This window comes from Marinobacter sp. C1S70 (assembly GCF_000475355.1).
In the GTDB taxonomy this organism is placed as follows: domain Bacteria; phylum Pseudomonadota; class Gammaproteobacteria; order Pseudomonadales; family Oleiphilaceae; genus Marinobacter; species Marinobacter nauticus.
In genome coordinates this window covers 1-17,637 of the sequence record NZ_AXBW01000065.1, presented here as the reverse complement: position 1 = coordinate 17,637, position 17,637 = coordinate 1, and the positions used below count along the sequence as shown (strand labels likewise).

The 17,637-nt window shown below is 57.0% G+C and carries 23 protein-coding genes; 8 read left to right on the top strand and 15 right to left on the bottom strand.

Features of this window, described 5'->3' with window-relative positions:
- The gene (locus Q669_RS15230) at positions 1 to 234 is read left to right on the top strand and encodes a hypothetical protein (protein WP_011785643.1); all 234 of its coding nucleotides are present in this window, start codon (positions 1 to 3) and stop codon (positions 232 to 234) included.
- 3 nt (positions 235 to 237) lie between these two features.
- Here Q669_RS15230 and Q669_RS15225 read toward each other — a convergent pair whose 3' ends face one another.
- Together Q669_RS15225 and Q669_RS15220 are read right to left on the bottom strand one after the other, a co-directional pair.
- Positions 238 to 1,071 (bottom strand): zinc-dependent peptidase, encoded by an 834-nt coding sequence (locus Q669_RS15225; protein WP_022992940.1) that lies wholly within the window; start codon positions 1,069 to 1,071, stop codon positions 238 to 240.
- Between the two features lie 42 nt (positions 1,072 to 1,113).
- Positions 1,114 to 1,533 (bottom strand): universal stress protein, encoded by a 420-nt coding sequence (locus Q669_RS15220; RefSeq protein WP_011785641.1) that lies wholly within the window; start codon positions 1,531 to 1,533, stop codon positions 1,114 to 1,116.
- Positions 1,534 to 1,618: 85 nt separating this feature from the next.
- On the opposite strand from Q669_RS15220, the gene Q669_RS15215 reads away from it, so the two are divergent.
- On the top strand, positions 1,619 to 1,942 hold the full coding sequence (locus Q669_RS15215; RefSeq protein WP_022992939.1) for an antibiotic biosynthesis monooxygenase family protein: 324 nt from the start codon (positions 1,619 to 1,621) through the stop codon (positions 1,940 to 1,942).
- Here Q669_RS15215 and Q669_RS15210 read toward each other — a convergent pair whose 3' ends face one another.
- Positions 1,943 to 2,914 carry a ribonuclease Z gene (locus tag Q669_RS15210; protein WP_022992938.1) on the bottom strand — a complete coding sequence of 324 codons (972 nt, stop codon included), beginning with the start codon at positions 2,912 to 2,914 and terminating at the stop codon, positions 1,943 to 1,945.
- Positions 2,915 to 2,985: 71 nt separating this feature from the next.
- Between Q669_RS15210 and Q669_RS15205 the strand changes: the two genes are divergently transcribed.
- The 3 genes from Q669_RS15205 to Q669_RS15195 all read left to right on the top strand — a co-directional run bounded on the left by Q669_RS15205 (position 2,986) and on the right by Q669_RS15195 (position 5,022).
- Positions 2,986 to 3,840 (top strand): crotonase/enoyl-CoA hydratase family protein, encoded by an 855-nt coding sequence (locus tag Q669_RS15205; RefSeq protein ID WP_011785638.1) that lies wholly within the window; start codon positions 2,986 to 2,988, stop codon positions 3,838 to 3,840.
- Between the two features lie 3 nt (positions 3,841 to 3,843).
- Positions 3,844 to 4,425: a CPBP family intramembrane glutamic endopeptidase gene (locus tag Q669_RS15200; RefSeq protein WP_022992937.1), complete on the top strand. Its 582-nt coding sequence runs from the start codon at positions 3,844 to 3,846 to the stop codon at positions 4,423 to 4,425.
- 120 nt (positions 4,426 to 4,545) lie between these two features.
- Positions 4,546 to 5,022, top strand: a complete 477-nt coding sequence (locus Q669_RS15195; RefSeq protein ID WP_022992936.1) for a DUF4442 domain-containing protein — start codon at positions 4,546 to 4,548, stop codon at positions 5,020 to 5,022.
- A gap of 16 nt (positions 5,023 to 5,038) precedes the next feature.
- Here Q669_RS15195 and Q669_RS15190 read toward each other — a convergent pair whose 3' ends face one another.
- Positions 5,039 to 6,088: an alpha/beta hydrolase gene (locus Q669_RS15190; RefSeq protein WP_022992935.1), complete on the bottom strand. Its 1,050-nt coding sequence runs from the start codon at positions 6,086 to 6,088 to the stop codon at positions 5,039 to 5,041.
- An 81-nt stretch (positions 6,089 to 6,169) separates the two neighbouring features.
- On the opposite strand from Q669_RS15190, the gene Q669_RS15185 reads away from it, so the two are divergent.
- Positions 6,170 to 6,394: a DUF2007 domain-containing protein gene (locus tag Q669_RS15185; protein WP_011785634.1), complete on the top strand. Its 225-nt coding sequence runs from the start codon at positions 6,170 to 6,172 to the stop codon at positions 6,392 to 6,394.
- 4 nt (positions 6,395 to 6,398) lie between these two features.
- Here Q669_RS15185 and thpR read toward each other — a convergent pair whose 3' ends face one another.
- Positions 6,399 to 6,935, bottom strand: coding sequence for an RNA 2',3'-cyclic phosphodiesterase (thpR, locus tag Q669_RS15180; protein WP_022992934.1), 537 nt, complete (start codon positions 6,933 to 6,935; stop codon positions 6,399 to 6,401).
- Positions 6,936 to 7,008: 73 nt separating this feature from the next.
- Between thpR and Q669_RS15175 the strand changes: the two genes are divergently transcribed.
- Positions 7,009 to 8,004: a CobW family GTP-binding protein gene (locus Q669_RS15175; protein WP_022992933.1), complete on the top strand. Its 996-nt coding sequence runs from the start codon at positions 7,009 to 7,011 to the stop codon at positions 8,002 to 8,004.
- Positions 8,005 to 8,029: 25 nt separating this feature from the next.
- Here Q669_RS15175 and Q669_RS15170 read toward each other — a convergent pair whose 3' ends face one another.
- From Q669_RS15170 to Q669_RS19915, 4 genes are all read right to left on the bottom strand, one after another.
- Positions 8,030 to 8,890: a DUF6160 family protein gene (locus tag Q669_RS15170; RefSeq protein ID WP_011785631.1), complete on the bottom strand. Its 861-nt coding sequence runs from the start codon at positions 8,888 to 8,890 to the stop codon at positions 8,030 to 8,032.
- Positions 8,891 to 8,988: 98 nt separating this feature from the next.
- A complete protein-coding gene (locus tag Q669_RS15165) occupies positions 8,989 to 10,803 on the bottom strand; it encodes a choice-of-anchor D domain-containing protein (RefSeq protein ID WP_022992932.1) in 1,815 nt (604 codons plus the stop codon).
- A 243-nt stretch (positions 10,804 to 11,046) separates the two neighbouring features.
- Complete coding sequence (locus tag Q669_RS19920; RefSeq protein ID WP_227501125.1) at positions 11,047 to 11,463, bottom strand: helix-turn-helix domain-containing protein; 417 nt, start codon at positions 11,461 to 11,463, stop codon at positions 11,047 to 11,049.
- Positions 11,441 to 12,070, bottom strand: a complete 630-nt coding sequence (locus Q669_RS19915; RefSeq protein ID WP_022992930.1) for an AraC family transcriptional regulator ligand-binding domain-containing protein — start codon at positions 12,068 to 12,070, stop codon at positions 11,441 to 11,443. Before Q669_RS19915 ends, Q669_RS19920 begins: the two co-directional genes overlap by 23 nt.
- Positions 12,071 to 12,398: 328 nt before the next feature.
- Between Q669_RS19915 and Q669_RS15155 the strand changes: the two genes are divergently transcribed.
- On the top strand, positions 12,399 to 12,938 hold the full coding sequence (locus Q669_RS15155; RefSeq protein WP_022992929.1) for a class I SAM-dependent methyltransferase: 540 nt from the start codon (positions 12,399 to 12,401) through the stop codon (positions 12,936 to 12,938).
- On the opposite strand, the gene Q669_RS15150 is transcribed toward Q669_RS15155, so the two are convergent.
- From Q669_RS15150 to Q669_RS15125, 6 genes are all read right to left on the bottom strand, one after another.
- On the bottom strand, positions 12,918 to 13,943 hold the full coding sequence (locus tag Q669_RS15150; RefSeq protein ID WP_022992928.1) for a PA2778 family cysteine peptidase: 1,026 nt from the start codon (positions 13,941 to 13,943) through the stop codon (positions 12,918 to 12,920). The two genes, Q669_RS15155 and Q669_RS15150, sit on opposite strands and share 21 nt — an antisense overlap.
- Positions 13,944 to 13,949: 6 nt before the next feature.
- Positions 13,950 to 14,351, bottom strand: coding sequence for a PA2779 family protein (locus Q669_RS15145; protein ID WP_022992927.1), 402 nt, complete (start codon positions 14,349 to 14,351; stop codon positions 13,950 to 13,952).
- A gap of 96 nt (positions 14,352 to 14,447) precedes the next feature.
- Positions 14,448 to 15,179, bottom strand: coding sequence for a glutamine amidotransferase (locus Q669_RS15140; RefSeq protein WP_022992926.1), 732 nt, complete (start codon positions 15,177 to 15,179; stop codon positions 14,448 to 14,450).
- A 53-nt stretch (positions 15,180 to 15,232) separates the two neighbouring features.
- The gene (locus Q669_RS15135; RefSeq protein ID WP_022992925.1) at positions 15,233 to 15,958 is read right to left on the bottom strand and encodes a YebC/PmpR family DNA-binding transcriptional regulator; all 726 of its coding nucleotides are present in this window, start codon (positions 15,956 to 15,958) and stop codon (positions 15,233 to 15,235) included.
- Positions 15,959 to 16,079: 121 nt separating this feature from the next.
- A complete protein-coding gene (locus Q669_RS15130; protein WP_011785623.1) occupies positions 16,080 to 16,880 on the bottom strand; it encodes an MBL fold metallo-hydrolase in 801 nt (266 codons plus the stop codon).
- Between the two features lie 172 nt (positions 16,881 to 17,052).
- On the bottom strand, positions 17,053 to 17,481 hold the full coding sequence (locus tag Q669_RS15125) for an SRPBCC family protein (protein ID WP_022992924.1): 429 nt from the start codon (positions 17,479 to 17,481) through the stop codon (positions 17,053 to 17,055).
- Between the last annotated feature and the right edge of the window lie 156 nt (positions 17,482 to 17,637).

Genomic DNA, 17,637 nt, shown 5'->3' with positions numbered 1-17,637 from the left:
ATGAGCAGTTTACGCGGAATAGACGAGGTGATCCCCGATGCGCGGGATGGTCTCACAAAAACGGAACGGACGATACTTTACGTCCTGAGCGAGACCCAGAAGGAATTGGGCGGGCGTAATGTACCTACCGTGATGCTCTATGGCCGGGTACTGGAATACGTGAATATCAGCGAGGAAGAGCTGCATCTGTACCTGGATCGTCTCGGCGTCAAGGGAAACGGCCCAGGCGGCTGATCATCAAGGCAGGCAGGCACGCATGTGCTCCGGGTCGATCCGGTAAAAACGGCACAGGGCAGCGTAGACGTCAGGTTGTTCACGTTTCAAGTGCTGCGGTTGTTGATAGAAGGCCTCGGTCAGCACCGCGAAAAACTCGGCTGGTTCGGTGGCGCCGTAGGGGTCAAGCCAGGGTTTGTGGTGGTGTTCCAGTCGATGCTGCAGGTGGTCCCAGGCTTCGGTCATGGTTTTCTGCCAGTGCGCCGCCTCATCGCCACTCAGTGGTGGCGCGCCGTCCGCGGTGCCATCCAGGTAGTCCAGCTGATGGGCGAATTCATGGAGAATCACATTGTGCGGGCCATGAGGATTGGCGCTGGCTTGTTCACACTGGCTCCAGGCCAGAATCACCCGGCCGTGGGACCAGGCCTCTCCGGCCCGGGTTTCGTCACTGGCGCTGACCACCAGGCCATCGCTTTCGGTGTCCTTTACTCGGTAGATATCGGGATAGACCAGGATGCTTTTGACGTCATCGTATTCGTAAAACCCGCGTTCAAGCAGTAAAAGGCAAGCATGGCCGGCAATGGTCACTCGCACCCGGTCATCGATTTCAAAACCGGCACATTCGTAGAATTCCTTCTCCGAGATAAAGAGCTGCACCAGATTCTCCAGCCGGGTTTTGTGGCTGTCGGCGAGCCGGTTGTAGAGGGGGACACTGCTCTGGAGGTGTTGTCTCCATTGCGCAGGAAACGGTTGTTGCAGTTCGCGTTGGCGTCGCCAGTTGCGGTAGAAAAACAAATAGAACAGCGAGCCGCCAATCAGGGCACTGGCGATAACAGCAAAAACAAGCGGTGCGGACATTGGTGACTTCCCTGTGAATGTCCGGCCAGTCTACCGCAAGGCTCAGCGAACCACGAACACCGAAATGTCGCTGTGTTTGACGATTTCTGCCCCGTTAGACCGCAAAAGGTGCAGGGTGTCGCCGAGGCCCGGTGCATGGGAGGCCATGATTACCAGATCGGCCTTGGTATCCTTGATCGCGCCCAGTAGTATTTTATCCAGCTCAACGGCGGTATCGACCGATTCCAGCACCCTGGATTCGGTCTGAATGCCGTGGCTCTTACCCTGTTCCTCGGCAAACTCCGTGAGTTTGTCTGCCAGTTCCTTCGGGTTGTGGGCCGCGGCTCCCGGGGTACTGTTGGTGACTGTCACGTAGCACAGGCTGGCCTGGTAGTGTTTGGCCATGTCGATGGCGGTGTTCAGGGTTTTGGGTATCTTGTCGAGATGGGCAAGATCGACGGGAACCAGTATTTTCTGATACATGCGTCCGTCTCCTGTGGTCAGAATTTGATCTGTACTCTTCAAGTCTGGACCATGACCTCAGGATGCTGCAAATCGGGAGGATGCGATGAAGTATATTTTCGAGGTCACGGTGAAAGACGGGCACTCTGCCGAGGAGTATGCCGATGCCTGGGTCCGGGCCAGTGAGCTGATTCAGCAGGCGCCCGGTGCCCGTGGTACCGAACTACACCGAAAGATTGGTGAGCCGAACAAGTTGATCGCTATCGCCAGCTGGGACAGCAAGGCCGACCGCGATGCCATGGATGCCCGGAAGGACCCGAGGATCGCGGAGATCATTAAAAGCGCCGCTCCGTTTGTTGAGATTCGGCCTTTGGGTGAATTTGAAGACCCTGAATGGGTGGTACTGCCGCCAGGCCAGAATAGCGACTGATTAGCTGTGATCAACTTTGTGTAGCTGGAAGTCTTTCTCCAGACGGTAGGTGTCAAAATCCCGGGCCAGGAAAAGGTGGCCCGTGTAATGCTGCAACGCCTCGGCGGCGAGCTGATTGATGTGCGGTGTGCCACCCGGGGCCGATTGGTAGCGGGAGCTGAAGTGGGTGAGTACCAGATTGGGCAGCTTCGTTGCCTGTGCGAACCGGGCCACCTGCTGCGCCGAGCTGTGTTGGGGCCAGGGGCCAACCCGGTCTGCGACATCCTGGGTGTAGGTGGCCTCGTGAATCAAGACGTGGGTGCCTTGGCAGGCATTTTTCAGCAGTTCCGGGGTGTCGTTGTCACCGCCGACAATGATTTTTCGCGCGGTTCTGGGAATGTGAGTGTAATCGTCGCTACGCAGCAGGCGCCCATCATCCAGTAGAACATCTTTGCCTTTCTGCAGGTCACCCCATTGAGGGCCAGGCTCTATGCCATCAGCAACCAGTTTCTCCTTTTGCAGCTGACGTTCCAGGTTGCGCTCTGTGAATACGTAGGCCCGGCAAGGTACCCGGTGTGAAAGCGCCACGTTGGTAACACCCAAATGGTCATCCTGCCAGTAAAAACCCGGAGCTTCCGAGTTGATGAAGTTCAACGGATAACTCAGGCTGGAGTCACTGTTTTCGATGACCGCATCGATAAACCGGCGTACCTGTGGCGGCGCAATGATGTCCAGAGGCTCGGTGCGACCCAGCATGGAAGCGCTGGTAAGCAAGCCCGGTAGCCCGAAGATGTGGTCACCATGGATGTGGGTGATGAAAATGGCGCGCAACTGCATCACCGAATACCGTGTGCGCATCAGCTGGTGCTGGGTGCCTTCACCGCAGTCCACCAGATACCAGGGTTTGGGCCCCGACAGGCAAAGCGCCAGGCCGGTGACGTTGCGTGACCGGGTTGGTGTTCCGGCCGATGTGCCAAGGAAAGTGAATTCCATCGTGCCTCGTTTCGCGGTAATGTGCACCCTAATAATACGAAACCATGCTCTCAGATGATACGGGATCCATCATGTCTGAACTCGCCAACTACGAAAGTTTCAATATTGAAGTAAAAGACCACATCGCCCACGTTCAGTTCAGTCGCCCCGAGGCGCTGAATACCATGAACAAGGCATTCTGGCTGGAGCTGCCGCGCTGCGTTCAGGACATTGAAGCTAATACCGATGCCCGGGTGATTGTGATCTCCTCGACCGGAAAGCACTTTTCCGCAGGCATGGATCTGGGCGTGTTCTCGGATCCGAAATCCGTGCCCATGAGTGGTGACCCTGGCCGTATGGCGGAGAACCTGCGAAGAGTCGTACTGCAGCTGCAGGATACTCTGAGCTCTCTGGAGAAAGTACGTCTGCCGGTGCTGGCTGCCGTGCACGGGGGCTGTATTGGTGGGGCTCTGGACCTGGTGTGCGCTGCTGACAGCCGGTATTGCACCTCCGATGCCTATTTCACAATCAAGGAAACCGAGCTGGGCATGACAGCTGATGTGGGCACGCTGCAGCGGCTGCCTAAACTGATGCCTGAGGGCGTGGTGCGTGAGCTGGCTTATACGGGCCGCAAATTCGGTGCTGAAGAAGCCCATCGCCTGGGTTTCGTGAACTCGGTATACGAGACTCAGGAAGCGATGCTTGAGGGCGTGATGTCCATTGCCGCCCAGATCGCTGCCAATTCGCCGCTGGCGGTGACCGGCTGTAAAGAAATGATCAACTTCAGCCGCGATCACAGCGTAGAAGACAGCCTCCGCTACATGGCCACATGGCAGTCCGGCATGTTCCGCCCTACGGACATGATGAAATCCTTCCAGGCCAAGGCCCAGAAGCAGGCGCCCGCCTACGACGATCTGTTCCCGGTCAAGGGCCTGTTCGAAAACTGAGTTATGGCCCAAGGTCGCGCCAAACTATCCATCACCGCCGCCCTGTTGTTTCAGGGCGGTATTGGTTTGGTAGGCTGGATCGCGATCTGGCTGTTCGATATTCCGTTAATGCTGAACGGCCTGAATCTGCTGGAAATCCTGCTGTATGGGATCCTGGGCGCTGGCACCACCTACCTTGTGCTATTGCTGCTGACTCAGCTCTCCTGGCTGTTCCCTGATGATCTTGGTTCGCAAATGCAGGCCCTTTACCGTTTCGCGGCGAGTTATCGCTGGCCGGTATTGCTGACCTTGTGCCTGCTCGCCGGGGTGGGGGAAGAACTGTTGTTTCGTGGTGCAGTGCAGGGCTGGCTAATGCAGCACACCGGGCCCTGGACAGCCTTACTGGCGGCCTCTGTGTTGTTCGGGTTGGTGCACTATGTGTCGTTTACCTATTTTCTGGTAGCGACGTGTCTGGGCCTGATTCTTGGTGGCGCTTACCTGGTATGGGGCAGCTTGCCCATGGTGATGGTCTGGCATGCGGTTTATGACATGCTCGCACTGTACTGCCTGCTGAACTATCCCCAGTGGTTCAATGTGAAACCTTGATGTTTCCAGTCTAAATAATTCAAACGGTCGTATGAATTTTCGTTGAAAATGCAGTGTGGCTGTAAGAGGATAGCCAGCTACACAGTTTTCAGGCTGATTCTCAACCGTTTGGATGTTCCTATGAATTCAACCATTCGCCGCTGGTTTGCCAGTGCCGGCGCCCTGCGCAGAGTGCTCTCTACTTTCGCCCCTTACCTGGGGGCAGGTATTAAAGTCACTCACATTGCTGATGACTTCAGCTCTGCAACGGTGGAAATGCGTCAGCACTGGTACAACACCAACTACGTGGGCACGCACTTCGGCGGATCTCTCTACAGCATGGTTGACCCAATGTATATGCTGTTACTGATGCGCCGACTGGGCAACGATTACATCGTGTGGGACAAGTCCGCGAGTATTGATTTTATCCGCCCCGGCAAGGGCGTGGTAAAGGCCCGCTTCGAGCTGACCGATGCGCGTCTCGAGGAAATACGCGAAGCCACCGCTGATGGCGACAAGTACCTGCCGGAGTGGTATGTCGACGTTGTGGACGAGGCAGGAACGGTCGTTGCCCGAGTCCATAAGGTGCTGTACGTCAGGCGAAAGCCGGCAGAGTAATGCCGGCACCAGCCCACTAAGGTTGTTCCACTTTCTTCAGAAAAGCCGCGATGTCGTCGAATGCCTCGTCTGCCTCAGGCAGCAGTGGCGTGAAGATGTGCCATACATGCACCATGTTCTGCCAGGTGTGAAGCTCCACCGGTGAACCCTGGGCTTTTGCCTTGGCGGCGTAACGCGTGGCGTTGTCCAGCAGCATTTCCGTGGTGCTTGCGTGGATAAGCACGGGTGGCAGCTTGTTAAGCTCACCCCGCAGAGGTGATGCAACCGGGTTGGTGGGAGAGAGTCTGAACGCGGCAAGTGTTCCCCACCACAACACGGGCAGCGGGATTTTGGACAAACCACCAAACACCGGGCCCAGGAGTGGGTCCGTGCGAATATTCTCGCGATTGCTAGGCGCCGTCAGCGTGAGATCCGTGGAGGGTGACAGGGCAACGGCGGCATCGGCCTGCCGCAGGCCATTGTCGCGAATCCACGCCAGCAGTGACAGGGTATGGCTGCCGCCCGCCGAGTCTCCGGCAACCACCATAAAGTCGACGGGCGCTTCGCCGTCCGGGCCATGATTCAGCAGCCATGCATAGGCCTGGCGGCAGTCCCGAATGCCATCCATGAACCGGTGTTCGGGCATGAGCCGGTAATCAACCGCAAAAACGGCAGCATTGGCAATCCGGGAAAAACGGTCGGTAATCGCCCGGTGACTGCGAGGGCTGCCAGCAGCCCAGGCACCGCCGTGAATATAGAGCACACGTCGGCGGGAATCGGCCCCGGGCGCCAATATCCATTCGCCACGTGGATGATCCTGATGCCGGATGTCCGATTCGATATCCACGCCTTCACCCAGGCTGTCCAGATGGTTGCGGAGGGCGATCAGCCGGGCTTTGCCCTTCAGTCCGCGGGAGGCGCGCCCCATGTCCTTGATGCGTTCGATGACCTCATCATGAGCCGGGTTTGGAGCAACTTCCTTGATAACCCAGTCCTGGCCGTCGTACTCGGAAAGATCCTTTACCCGGAAGATCAGCAGTGTGATCAGGACAACAAGAGTAACGACAGCGAGCAGAAACCAGAGCATGGACAATCCTTGGGGCGCGAGACACAGGGCATGTGGACGACTATAGTCGAAACAGCGTTAAGCATATAGGAGTGCGCCGTTTTGCAAATAGCCTATCGGGCCCGGGATATTACCGAAGCTCACATCATAGCTGGCCTGCTGAGGGCCAATCACATAGAGGCGCACGTTGGCGGGCATTACCTGCAGGGTGCACTGGGCGAAATCGGCGCTGCCGGCTTTACCAACGTGCATGTGGCTGACGAGGACTGGGTTCTCGCCAGAGCCTTGATTGAGGACTACGAGGCAAACCGACTTGAGCAATCCTGAAGCTTCAGGCGTTTAACGGATAGCGTTCCAGCACGGTATAGACAGAGCCGCTCTGGCCTGGAGTACTTTCAAACAGCGCAAACTCCTGAACCGACCAACTGCCAAACCGGGTGCTCCGATAACGCTCGATCAGCTCGGCCACCGAGCCCGCGCCAGCCCGAAAGCGGCTCAGTGTGATGTGAGGTTTGAATGAAGGATTCTGCAGAGTGAAGCCGTCGTTGATGAGCCTTTGGGCAAGGGTGCGTTGCAGTCCCCTCAGTTCTGCCTCGGGGGAGACCCCCGCCCATAGGATTTTCGGGCTCTCCTCCTTGCCGAAGCAACCCAGCCCGGCGGCTTCCAGCTCAAAAGGCGTATGGGCCACCTTTCTGGCGTTATCCCGAGCCTGGGTAACCTGTTCGCTCTCCACCTCTCCCAGAAACGCCAGGGTTAGGTGAAGCTGGGCTTCGCTTTGCCAGCGGGCACCTTTAATGTCAGTTTTTACCGTTAAGACGCTGGTCTTGATCGACTCAGGAATTTCCAGCCCGAAGAACAGTCTTGGCATTAACTCCTCCTTAGTCGGGCGTAGCCCGGTCTGGTCAATGTTGTTATAGTATAACGTTTTTGAGGCCCGAATTATGTCCAGCATTTCCCGACCGATTCCCACCAACCTGATTCTGGGGTTTCTTGGCGTTGGCAAAACCACTGCCATTCTGGACCTGCTACGCCAGAAGCCGGAAGGGGAAACCTGGGCGGTACTGGTGAACGAGTTCGGCGAGGTGGGCATTGATGGTGCCATCCTGGAGACCGAGGGGGCGGTGGTGCGCGAGGTGCCGGGTGGCTGCATGTGCTGCGTCGCGGGGCTGCCCATGCAGATCGGCCTGAACCAGCTGATTGCCAGAGCCAAGCCGGATCGTCTGCTGATTGAGCCCACGGGCCTTGGTCATCCTTCCCAGATTCTCGATACCCTGACCGGAGAGCATTATCAGGATGTCCTGGCGTTGGGGCCGGTGATTACTCTGGTGGATCCACGCAAGCTCGAGAACCCGAAGGTGCTTGAGAATGTGCAGTTCCGGGATCAGATCGAAGCTGCCGATATTCTGGTCGCCAACAAATCGGATCTGTGCACGGCACAGCAACTCTCGGCGTTTGAAGACTGGGTTGCCACGCTGCCCCTGACGAAGCGTGCCGTTTACACGACAAGCCAGGGGCATTTGGCGCCCGGGTGGCTGGACGGTGAGATGGAGCGTCAGCCGGTATCCAGCCCGGCTGCCCATCAACAGCGTGCTGCACTTGATCTTCGCCCCCCGGCACCGTCTCTGGACGAGCAGCCATGGCAGTGGATGCCCAACCGTGGTCAGGGGCATTACAGCCTGGGCTGGCGCATCCACCCGGAAATTCAATTCTCTGAGGCGTCTCTACTGGCAACGGCGATGGACGAACGCCTGGTGCGGTTCAAGGCCGTCGTGCATACCCTGGATGGTTGGCGCGTGATCAATCAGGTGGAAGGTGCGTTGACCGTTCAGCCCTGTGAGCCGGGAGAACAATCGCGGATTGAATTGATCAGTTCAGAGCCTTTGGCAGAGAACGATCTGGATCTGGAAATGAAACGCGCCGCCGGGTTGGCAGAGTGAGGGCCCGGAACGGGCCCTCGGTGCATTACTGGTGACCGTAGATTCTCATGCGGGTGTTCTGCACAGAGAGGTTGTCCAGTGTCAGGGAACCGATGCTGGTTCCGCCCACCAGAACCTGGCCAATCTTCATGTCTGCGTCAAACTGCTGCAGATCAATCGCCAGGGAATCGTCCGAGCTGCCGAAGCGTTGGTCTTTATAGACCTCCACAACGATATCCGCGGCGGCATCCAGAATGGTCGGGCCATTGCCGCCAGTTGCTTTGTCAGCAACCTTTTCGAGATAGGTATTCTTGGTGAGCTGCAGGTCACGAATACCGATCGCGAGGAAGTCGACATCGATATCCAGATCGGAAATACCGACCTTTGTGTCCAGGGTCAGCTTGTCGGTCGCGGTATCCACCGTGATGCCGACCTTGTTGAAGATACCCCTCATTGAAAAGTTGCTTGCCAGCAGCGTGGAGTCTGTGTTGCCCTGCAGGCTCCATTCACCGGTTGTCACGCCAAAATCGATAGGAGCTGCGGTGATTGGCAGTACGTTGATGATGGCGTCGCCATCCGCGGCAACGTCGATCTCGATCTTGATATTGTCGATCAGGTCGGTGTAATCCTTGAAGGCCAGGCTTCTGCCAATCTCGATGTCTTTGAACATCTCATCTTCATAGCCGGCGCCAGCACCGCCGATGCTGATGTCCTTGATGGCGAGAGAGCCTTCATCGGTATATCTGAATTCACCAATGTTTACTTTGGTTTCGAGCTCGATGGTGACACCGGCCTGACCGGTGATGCTGCCCATCTGAGCATCGTCGATTGGTTTAAGTTCTGCCTGCGCGGCAAACGGCGCGCCGATGATAGCCAGTGCTAGCAGATTTCTTTTCAGGCTTTTCATTGCATTGTTCCTTTTTTGATTTTGTTTTTACTGCGTATGAGGTCCACGGCCAGCCGCGCTGGCCATGGACCCGCCTCCGGCATTGCCGGAAGTTCTTACTACTCTGGAGTCAGCTCCAGATCGATGGTGTTGCCCGGGCCTGTCATGAACTGATTCAGCAAGCTTGTGAGCAAGCCGCAGTTCTCCAGTGCCGGCAGCTCATAGACACCGCTTACCGTGCCGCCGGTGGCAGGCGAGAAGTTGGAGCCTTCAACGGAAGTGAGCTGGATATCAACTGGCTGGCTGGTCTGGCACTCTTCGCCACCACCAATCTTCACCGGCAGGCCGAACAGTTTGATGGCAACCTTGGGCACCTTCACGTACAGGTGAGAGTTCGCCGTCAGCTTGCCGTCGACCAGAGAACCGGTGGTTACTTCAGCCTGTTCAAACTCAACGTTTGCAGATGCGTGGATCTTGCTGAACAGGAGTTTGATGGAGAAGTTGCCAGAGGTTGGCTCAACATCCAGGTCCGCTTCGAACGTGCCAGAAGCAAGATCAAGGAGTGTGGCAATGCTGCCAGTCAGAGGCAGTGTGCCGCCGGTAGCTTTGATCAGGGTTGAGCCTTCAAGGCCCAGCAACAGTTCCAGGGTCGGATTTCCGGTCTGCTCATACGCTTCGGCAGTGACCGGAACCTGGATCTCCGGATTCTCGGAATCGCTGGAACGGATCACCAGGTTGGCGTTGCTCACGCCTACCGAGGCTGCGGTAAAGGCTACCTGAACAGCGCAGCTCTCGCCGGCCGCGACGGTGGTACAGTCTGTCGACTGGGTGAAGTCGGCCGCGTTCGCGCCTTCCAGTACAATGCTGTCGATCTGCAGAGCAGCGTTGCCACTGTTGGATACGGTCACTTCCGCACTGGCGGATTCACCGAGGAGTATCCGGCCAAGGTCGATGGACTCCGGATTGACGCCGATTTCGGGAACCGGTGCCAGGACTCCACGGCCGGTCAGCCCAACGTCCACAGACGGTGTTTCGGCGTCGGTAGACTGGATGATCAGAGTAGCGTTGCGGGTTCCTTCCGTGGACGGTGCGAACGTTACGTCGACATCACAGGAGGCACTGGGTGCAATGGTGGTACAGCTATTGGTTTGTGTGAACACTGTGGAATCTGTGCCACCAATGGAGATGCCATTGATGCCCAGATCCGAATTGCCGGTGTTGGAGATGGTAACGGTTTGCGTAGCGGTCAGGCCGGCCTGAACGTTGCCAAAGGCCAGCTCCTCAACGCCGACATTAATGCGGGGCGCCTCAACCGTATCGCCTTCGACGAGAACGGTCTGGAGCAGGTTGTCCTGGTCTGGCAGCTGCACGCAGTCTGTGGTGATCTCGCCGATGGGCGCCGGGGCTATGTCACCATTGGCGGTGCGAGCAATCAGATCCAGGGACAGGGCGCCGACGCGAATCTCAGCCTCACCGATATCCTCATCGGTGAACAGTACCTCGGGAGCCGTGCCTGCAGCGGGAACGTTAAACTCTCCGGTCTCGGACGGAATGTTGGTTGGCGGAATGTCCAGCTTTACGATCTGGTCAAACGTGCGGTTGACCGTCACGATTTCGTTGATGCTGGTGGCAACCCCCTCGAGGGTCTCGGAATTGACCAGCTTCAGACCAGTGCGCGCGTCGTCATTAACGACGGTAATGGCGTCAACCTGAAACTGCGGTGTGGGTTGTCCAACGGTAGCGACCGGCGGTATGTCGGCGCTGATCTGGGCGCGAATGGGTTGGGTGCCGATCAGTGGGAACGGGCATTCAAAGGCCAGTTCCAGGGAAACCTGCTCGGCAGACGCATTACCTGCGCCCCCCGCCATCAAAGCCGCCGCGGCAATCGCGGGGCCGAGCTTGCGGACACTCGTATTGAGGTTCCTGAGTTTCATGAGTTCGTCCTCTGTACGTCGTTATTTGTTGTAGTGGGTTGCAGACAACACCGATAAGGACTGCTCAATCGGACTTGCAAAGATCCCTTTGCCATACGTGTTCACGTATGAGTGCAGCGTTATTAGACGGGGAGAGGGTGCCGCGGGTCATTGCTTGTCGCGGCACCGTTTTTGTTCAAAGCGGAGAGAGGCGAAGGGATTGTCTAAACCGTGAACGGTGTCAAAACGAAAAGTGAGCTGTGTTCACTTTTTTGAGCGGGCTTGCCGCCGAACGTCGCCGGGGGTTGTGCCCGTCCAGGATCGATAGGCTTTGGTAAAACCGGCCTGGTCACTGAACCCCAGTTTTTCGGAGATGGACTCCAACGGTACGTTGGTGTCTTTCAGATAAAGGGTAGCGAAGCTTTCGCGAATTTCGTTCCGCAATTCCCTGAACGATGTGCCGGCGCTGGCAAGATGCTGGCGCAGGGTGCGCGGGCTGATATCCAGGCGCCGCGCAATGTTTTCGGTGTTGCAGGGGCGGCCGGGTTGGCTCATGATCAGTTCGCGAACCTGCATGGCGGTCTCGTCGGCTTCCAGATTGCCCGGTTTTCGATGGCATCGGGTACGGGCTACCAGAAACTCCAGGTTAGCCTCGCTTTTAGGGGCTGGTGAGCCCTTCAACGGCATGGTGACCTGAGCAACCGGCGCCTCGAATTCGAACTCGCACCCGGGGGGCCAGGAGTTGCCAGTCCTCCAGCGAGGCAGACGACGGGAAATCAAACTGGAAGTGGAAGTTGCTGCAAACCTGGCAGGAGATACGGTGAATGCTGCCCATATAGATTTTGGTCAGGCAGGGTCTCAAGTCCTCCACGCCCCAGGTATCGATCAGCCGGATGCGGAATGTGGAGCCGGTCGATTCCAGTTCCATGTCCATCAATGGCAGGCCTACGCGCAGGTATTGGACGATCATGCTCACCAGGCGTCGCGGATTTTCCTGACCCAACATGGCGAACCCGAGAAGGCCGTGACTGGGCAGGTCTAGTTGTTGGCCAAATTCGAACGCCGCGCGTTCGTCGGTCATCAGCCAATCCGCCTGTCGCAGCAAATCCATGACCTGATGCATGGACAAGCTGGCGTCCGGGTTATTCAGCATTTCGTCGGTGATGCCGGTATTGGCAAGAATGGTATGCCGCTTTACACCGCGATGTTCCATAAAACGGACAAAACGGCGGGCATAGCGAGCCGAGACGATCGGCACTTCCAGTGCAAGTTCGGATGACGTTTCCATGTTCCTGTCTCTGAGCCGGGGGCTTCCTGGCACTTAGCCTTGAATTGTTCTGTTGGTATCATTCAAGAGGTACTATCCGGCTCCTCTCTACTCTGCGGCAGTATAGGCAGCGGGAAAGGGGGGCTTTTACGTAGCCGGTCACAAACCTGCCACATGGCCGGATATGACAATGAAACTTTTGTCAGGTTGAAAGTGCATGATTGAAAAGCCGGAGCCTAAGGAATGTCTTCAATCGCACTGCCCGGTTTGCCAAACCGGGCAGTTGGCGCCTTTTCGGACGATAGGAGATCTGCGCTATCTTCGTTGCGGTTTGTGTCAGGCAACGGTCATGGCCCCGGAGTGTCGTTTGGCGGAGGACCGGGAGCGGGCCGTTTACGAGTTGCACGAGAATAGCGAGTCTGACCCGGGTTACCGGCGGTTTCTCACCAAACTCGCGGAGCCCTTGCTGGCACGTATGGAACCTGGCGCCTGCGGCCTGGATTTTGGCTGCGGGCCCGGTCCGGCATTAGCGAAGATGCTGGAAGAGGCCGGGTTGGCGGTGGCTCTTTACGATCCGTTCTTCTATCCCGACGACCGGCTGTTGACGCAGCGGTATGACTTTGTCACCTGCACGGAAGTCGTCGAACACCTTTACCAGCCGGCCGAGGTGTTCCAAATGCTGGATCGCCTGTTACGGCCTGGCGGCTTGCTTGGCATCATGACCTGTTTTCAGACCGACGACGATCGGTTTGACAACTGGCACTACCGGCGTGACCCGACGCATGTGGTGTTCTACCGAGAGTACACCTTTGACTGGCTGGCGCAGAACTACGGCTGGGATCTTGAGATACCGGCGAAAGATGTTGTATTACTGAGGAAACCGGTTTGACCGGTTGTTAATCCGGTTCCGATGGACAGGCGGGGATCGCCAGGCATCCCTCCGGATTTCCCCTTTGGACAGGATGTCATCGCCGGCTGACTCAAACCGGTCCGGTGCAAGCGTGGCCGCACAAGCCGAGGCCTTTCGAGCCTGAGCCGGGCACCCTGCATCGTTCAGTGCGATAGCGAGGTTGTTCCAGCCTTCAGCGAACTCCGGGAATTTGTTGATGACTTTCAGGAAACCGTCAGCGGCCTTCTGATGACGCCCTAGCTGGTACTGGAGATTGGCTTTTGCCATGAGTGGTGTTGGCTGCTCTTGCCACTTTGTTATTGCCGTTTCGTAGGCCCGCTGAGCTGCGAGAGTATGGCCTGTTGTTTCAAGATCGTGGGCCGCCCGGAGGTATGGAAGCATTTCACCGGTGGAGGGTATCCGATCCGGTGGCAGAATGACGGTAGCCCAGTGGTCTGCCTTGGCCCACGTGTTGTAAAACACTTTATACGGCATTTCATAATGGCGCCGGGTGTCCGTGTTCAGAATCAAGACTTGCTTCTCGGTGTCGTAACCGACTACCACGGCGAAATGCCACTGAGGCCACCAGCCCAGGCGCAGGTTCTGCATGATCAGAACGGGATTGCCAGCTTCAACCTCGGCGAGAACTGCCTCGGGCTCTGGTGGTAAACGGTATACCAGCATATCGTGGGACCGCGCACCCGCAACCATTTCCACTTGCAGGGAGCCTTCCTTGCCCGGCAGGTAGACCAGTTCTTTCAGTATATCCGGATTGGTCTCCAGCCCCTGTGCGTTCAGCATCATGGCCAGCGATGCCGGACCGCACTGGTATTTTTCTTGCGGATAGAAGGGAACACTCTCAAGCAGTGTGGCAGAGCTTGATGATTCAGCGCTACGGGGCGTGGTATCTGGCCAGTCCGGGGTGGATGCGCACCCCGCAAGCAGAATGACGGCCGCCAGAATGACGGCCGTGGTGTGTTCAGGAAACCTGCTCGCTTTCAGCATTACAAATCAGCGAATGCATTTCACGAAGGGGAACAGATCCGTCGCGCAGAGCATATCGGTTATGATGAATACCACCAGGAACAGAACAATGATGCCGACAACCCCCTCGCCGGTTGGTGCTTCGGCCAGTTGTTGCTCGAACTCGGCCAGTTCGGCCGGCGTCAGATTCTGGATGCGCTCCGCAACCTGGGCTTCTGTCACGCCCAGTTGCTGAAGTTTTGCCTTCACGTCCTGATCTTCAAGCATTTCCAGCAACTGTTGCCGGTCCAGATCCACCTGTTGCTGCTGGATCAACTCACCGGTACCCACCATGCCTGCGTTGGCGGACATGGAGAAGGTGGTCGTAAACGCGAGGAGTACGGCCATCGTCAGTGAGAACTTTCTTAAGTGCTTTCTGATACCGTTCATGTGAGGCTCCTTTCTCTGTTGTATTCCAGTACAGTAGATAGCGATCTGTACTCATTCAACATACAAAACGTTCACACAGCCGCCCGGGTTCCATGACTATTTGGTCATTGCGCGGGCGTTCAGGTACTCAGCGAAAAGCTTCAGCAAGTGATTGGCATCAGGGGCAGGGCGCACGCCCTGCAGCAGGCTCTGGGCGTCCAGGCCTTCGGCGACGATGTCCGGAAATTGGACTTCGAGGTAGGCTTTCATGATGGCTTCGGTGAATTCCGGATGAAACTGCACGCCCCAGGCATGTTCGCCAACCCGGAACGCCTGGTGCGGCTCGAAGGCCGAATTGGCCAGCAGTACAGCGCCCGGAGGGAGCTCAAGTGCTGATTGCTTGTGGGTCAGGTGGGCGGGGAATTCTGCCGGCAACTGACTGAACAGGGGGTCTGAACTGGCGCTGTCGAGCAATCGCACGGTGTGCGTCCCGGTCTCTCGGCCTTTCGGATGGTAGTCTGCCTTGCCACCCATAGCGTGGGCCAGCAACTGGTGGCCATAGCAGACTCCGAGAAGTGGAACCTTGGCCTCGACCGCCTGTTTTATCCAGCGGGCGGTTTCTTCGCTCCAGGGCGCTTTGTCGCTGACCATTGCCGGCGAGCCGGTAATGACGATGCCCGCCCAGTCGCTGGGAGCAGACGCAGGTGGCGTTTGCACGGCATCCAGCACGGTAACGTCAAGATCACCGTTGAGGTTGCGGAGGAACCAGGCGTCGAAATCACCAAACTGATCCCGTATCTGCGGGTAGGTTGAGCCTGTTTTCAGGATAATAACCTTTGGCTTTTCCACGCCTGCTGCCTCCGCCCTGTCGCGCCGCTGTGACTACTCTTTGCCGGCAGAGGTTATTCCTGCGGCAGTTCTGCGTTGTGGAATACGTTCTGTACGTCGTCCAGATCGTTCAGCATGTCGAGGAATTTCTCGAGCATCGGGATGTCGTCGCCTTCTACCACGGTGGTGGTTTTTGGCAGGAACTGGATCTCGTCCACATCGAACTCAATGCCTTCAAACGCGGCTTCCAGAGCCTGTTTGGCTTTGGCGTATTCGGTGTTCGGGGTGAATACCGTGATTTTGCCGTCTTCGCTTTCGATGTCGGTAACGTCCACGTCGGCTTCCATCAGGGCTTCCAGTACGGCTTCTTCATCCTGGCCGGCAAATGCAAAGATGGCGCAGTGATCAAACATGTGGGCCACGGCGCCCGGGGTGCCGATCTTGCACTTGGTTTTGGTGAAGGCCAGGCGAACATCGCCAAAGGTGCGGTTCGGGTTGTCGGTCAGGCAGTCCACGATGACCATGCAGTTGCCCGGGCCGTAGCCTTCGTAGCGGGCCGGCGCATAGTCTTCGCCTGCACCACCCTTGGCTTTGTCGATGGCTTTTTCAATAACGTGGGTGGGCACCTGGTCTTTCTTGGCCCGCTCGATCAGCCCGCGCAGGGAAAGGTTGGCTTGCGGGTCGATGCCACCAGCCTTGGCGGCCATGTAGATCTCGCGGCCGTACTTGCTGTAAACCTTGGTTTTCGCGGCGGCCGTTTTGGCCATGGATTCTTTGCGGTTTTGGTAGGCTCTGCCCATATTCGCTGCCTCTAGGGTTCAGTGAAAAGGCGGATTTTACTGAACCTGAGCGGATTGCAACAGGCCTGATTTCGCAGCTTTTTGGCAGGAGGTGGTTCCGCGTCCCTGCGGAACCGGGTTGTTACACGTATTCCACCGGCTGGCGATAGTTGTCCTGGGATACCAAATCAATGCCACAATCCATATCGCTGACCCAGTTAAGGAAGCGATCAATCATCACCGGGCCTTCAAAGCGCTTGCCATGCTGGGGCACGATCATCGACACGTCCATGTCTCGAACCATGTTGGCCCAAAGACGACAGACTTTCTTGGAAGCAATGTAACGGCGGTGGAAGCCGATCATGTTCGGGATGTGTTTGTCGAAATCTTTCACCGGCTGGTGGTCGTCTTCTCCGCCCATGGACGCGCCGAGGTCACCTGAGAACAGGATTTTTGAGACCGGATCGTAGAATTGAAGGTTACCGACCGAGTGCATGAAATGCGCCGGCAGGCACTGCAGATAAGTCTCCCCGAACCTCACATTGGCGCCGCCGTCAGGAATACTGACGATGCGGTCGTAGACGCTGCCGCTGAGCTGGTTGGTGACGTAGCTGGACACCAGGTGCGGCAAGAAGCGCGCCCACAGCTTTGAGGTAACGATTTTTGCCCGGGTGTGAACAATCCAGCGGTCGATGGCGCCGATGATGTCCGGGTCCTGGTGGGACGCGAAGACATAGTCCATATCGCGGATGTTCATGTACTTGGACGCGGCGACGGAGAGTGGGGTGTAGGTCAGATCTCCGCCGGGGTCGATCAGGGCTTCGTGTTTGCCATCAACAATCAGGAACTGGTTGGACTGAACGCCTTCGCCAGTGACCAGGGAATCGAACATCAGGCACTTGTGGTGTCCGTTGTCGAAGAGAACAATCGGTGCTGCCGCCATTTCTGTCTCCCGCAAAGCAGTAGGGTCTTCGGCTTCAGGCACACTTATAGCCCGATGGCCGGATATTGCAAACTGCGCGGGAGAGTACAGAATTGACAAATATAAATTGTTGCCTCAGGTCAATTATCTGATATTCATCAAGTTACCGATTGTTGCCTGCGCTCCCACAGGCTTACGCCATTGACGGCAGGCGTTTGATACCACGGCGTAATCCCTTTTCCAGCGCGACCTGAACCGCTTTGCCGGTAAACGGAACAATATCCTCAAAACGGATGGAGTACTGAATACGGGTTCTTCCTTCGCCTGCATCGGAGAACAGAATACGTCCCAGGTGATTACGCAAAGGGCTGATGCTGCTGATGGTGTATTCAATCAGAGAGTCGGGTTCAAAACCGAGTACGGTTTCCTCAAGAGACAGCGGGCCAATGCCGATCTTGCGAACCGAGCCAATGCCGTTGGGGTCTGCCTGGTCGCTGTCCTTGATGCGCTTGACCGGTGCCCCGACCAGTTTGCCGAAGCGGTGGTGGTCGGCAAAAACGGCAAAAGCCTTGCGCCTGGGGACATCGAAAGTTTCATCAATTTCAATGGTGTACTGTGCCATGGTGCTGCTCTTGTTGTTAGACGGTGTTCAAGGTTAACCGTTCACCGGGTTCAACAAAAGTCGCAGGCGCGGGTTTTCATCACTGAGAACTGGTTAAAACAGGCCATCGGTTTGTTGGTTGGTATTCCGGAGGCTGGTGGTTATAATCGGGGCTGC

Excerpts from the sequence above, each read along its gene's own strand:
- Q669_RS15225 (WP_022992940.1), bottom strand. The coding sequence starts at position 1,071 with ATGTCCGCACCGCTTGTTTTTGCTGTTATCGCCAGTGCCCTGATTGGC.
- Q669_RS15155 (WP_022992929.1), top strand. The coding sequence starts at position 12,399 with ATGGCCCCGGAGTGTCGTTTGGCGGAGGACCGGGAGCGGGCCGTTTAC.
- Q669_RS15125 (WP_022992924.1), bottom strand. The coding sequence starts at position 17,481 with ATGGCACAGTACACCATTGAAATTGATGAAACTTTCGATGTCCCCAGG.
- Q669_RS15220 (WP_011785641.1), bottom strand. The coding sequence starts at position 1,533 with ATGTATCAGAAAATACTGGTTCCCGTCGATCTTGCCCATCTCGACAAG.
- Q669_RS15190 (WP_022992935.1), bottom strand. The coding sequence starts at position 6,088 with ATGCTCTGGTTTCTGCTCGCTGTCGTTACTCTTGTTGTCCTGATCACA.
- Q669_RS15145 (WP_022992927.1), bottom strand. The coding sequence starts at position 14,351 with ATGAACGGTATCAGAAAGCACTTAAGAAAGTTCTCACTGACGATGGCC.
- Q669_RS15175 (WP_022992933.1), top strand. The coding sequence starts at position 7,009 with ATGTCCAGCATTTCCCGACCGATTCCCACCAACCTGATTCTGGGGTTT.
- Q669_RS15200 (WP_022992937.1), top strand. The coding sequence starts at position 3,844 with ATGGCCCAAGGTCGCGCCAAACTATCCATCACCGCCGCCCTGTTGTTT.
- thpR (WP_022992934.1), bottom strand. The coding sequence starts at position 6,935 with ATGCCAAGACTGTTCTTCGGGCTGGAAATTCCTGAGTCGATCAAGACC.
- Q669_RS15230 (WP_011785643.1), top strand. The coding sequence starts at position 1 with ATGAGCAGTTTACGCGGAATAGACGAGGTGATCCCCGATGCGCGGGAT.
- Q669_RS15205 (WP_011785638.1), top strand. The coding sequence starts at position 2,986 with ATGTCTGAACTCGCCAACTACGAAAGTTTCAATATTGAAGTAAAAGAC.
- Q669_RS15165 (WP_022992932.1), bottom strand. The coding sequence starts at position 10,803 with ATGAAACTCAGGAACCTCAATACGAGTGTCCGCAAGCTCGGCCCCGCG.
- Q669_RS15195 (WP_022992936.1), top strand. The coding sequence starts at position 4,546 with ATGAATTCAACCATTCGCCGCTGGTTTGCCAGTGCCGGCGCCCTGCGC.
- Q669_RS15150 (WP_022992928.1), bottom strand. The coding sequence starts at position 13,943 with ATGCTGAAAGCGAGCAGGTTTCCTGAACACACCACGGCCGTCATTCTG.
- Q669_RS19915 (WP_022992930.1), bottom strand. The coding sequence starts at position 12,070 with ATGGAAACGTCATCCGAACTTGCACTGGAAGTGCCGATCGTCTCGGCT.
- Q669_RS15210 (WP_022992938.1), bottom strand. The coding sequence starts at position 2,914 with ATGGAATTCACTTTCCTTGGCACATCGGCCGGAACACCAACCCGGTCA.
- Q669_RS15135 (WP_022992925.1), bottom strand. The coding sequence starts at position 15,958 with ATGGGCAGAGCCTACCAAAACCGCAAAGAATCCATGGCCAAAACGGCC.
- Q669_RS15215 (WP_022992939.1), top strand. The coding sequence starts at position 1,619 with ATGAAGTATATTTTCGAGGTCACGGTGAAAGACGGGCACTCTGCCGAG.
- Q669_RS15130 (WP_011785623.1), bottom strand. The coding sequence starts at position 16,880 with ATGGCGGCAGCACCGATTGTTCTCTTCGACAACGGACACCACAAGTGC.
- Q669_RS15170 (WP_011785631.1), bottom strand. The coding sequence starts at position 8,890 with ATGAAAAGCCTGAAAAGAAATCTGCTAGCACTGGCTATCATCGGCGCG.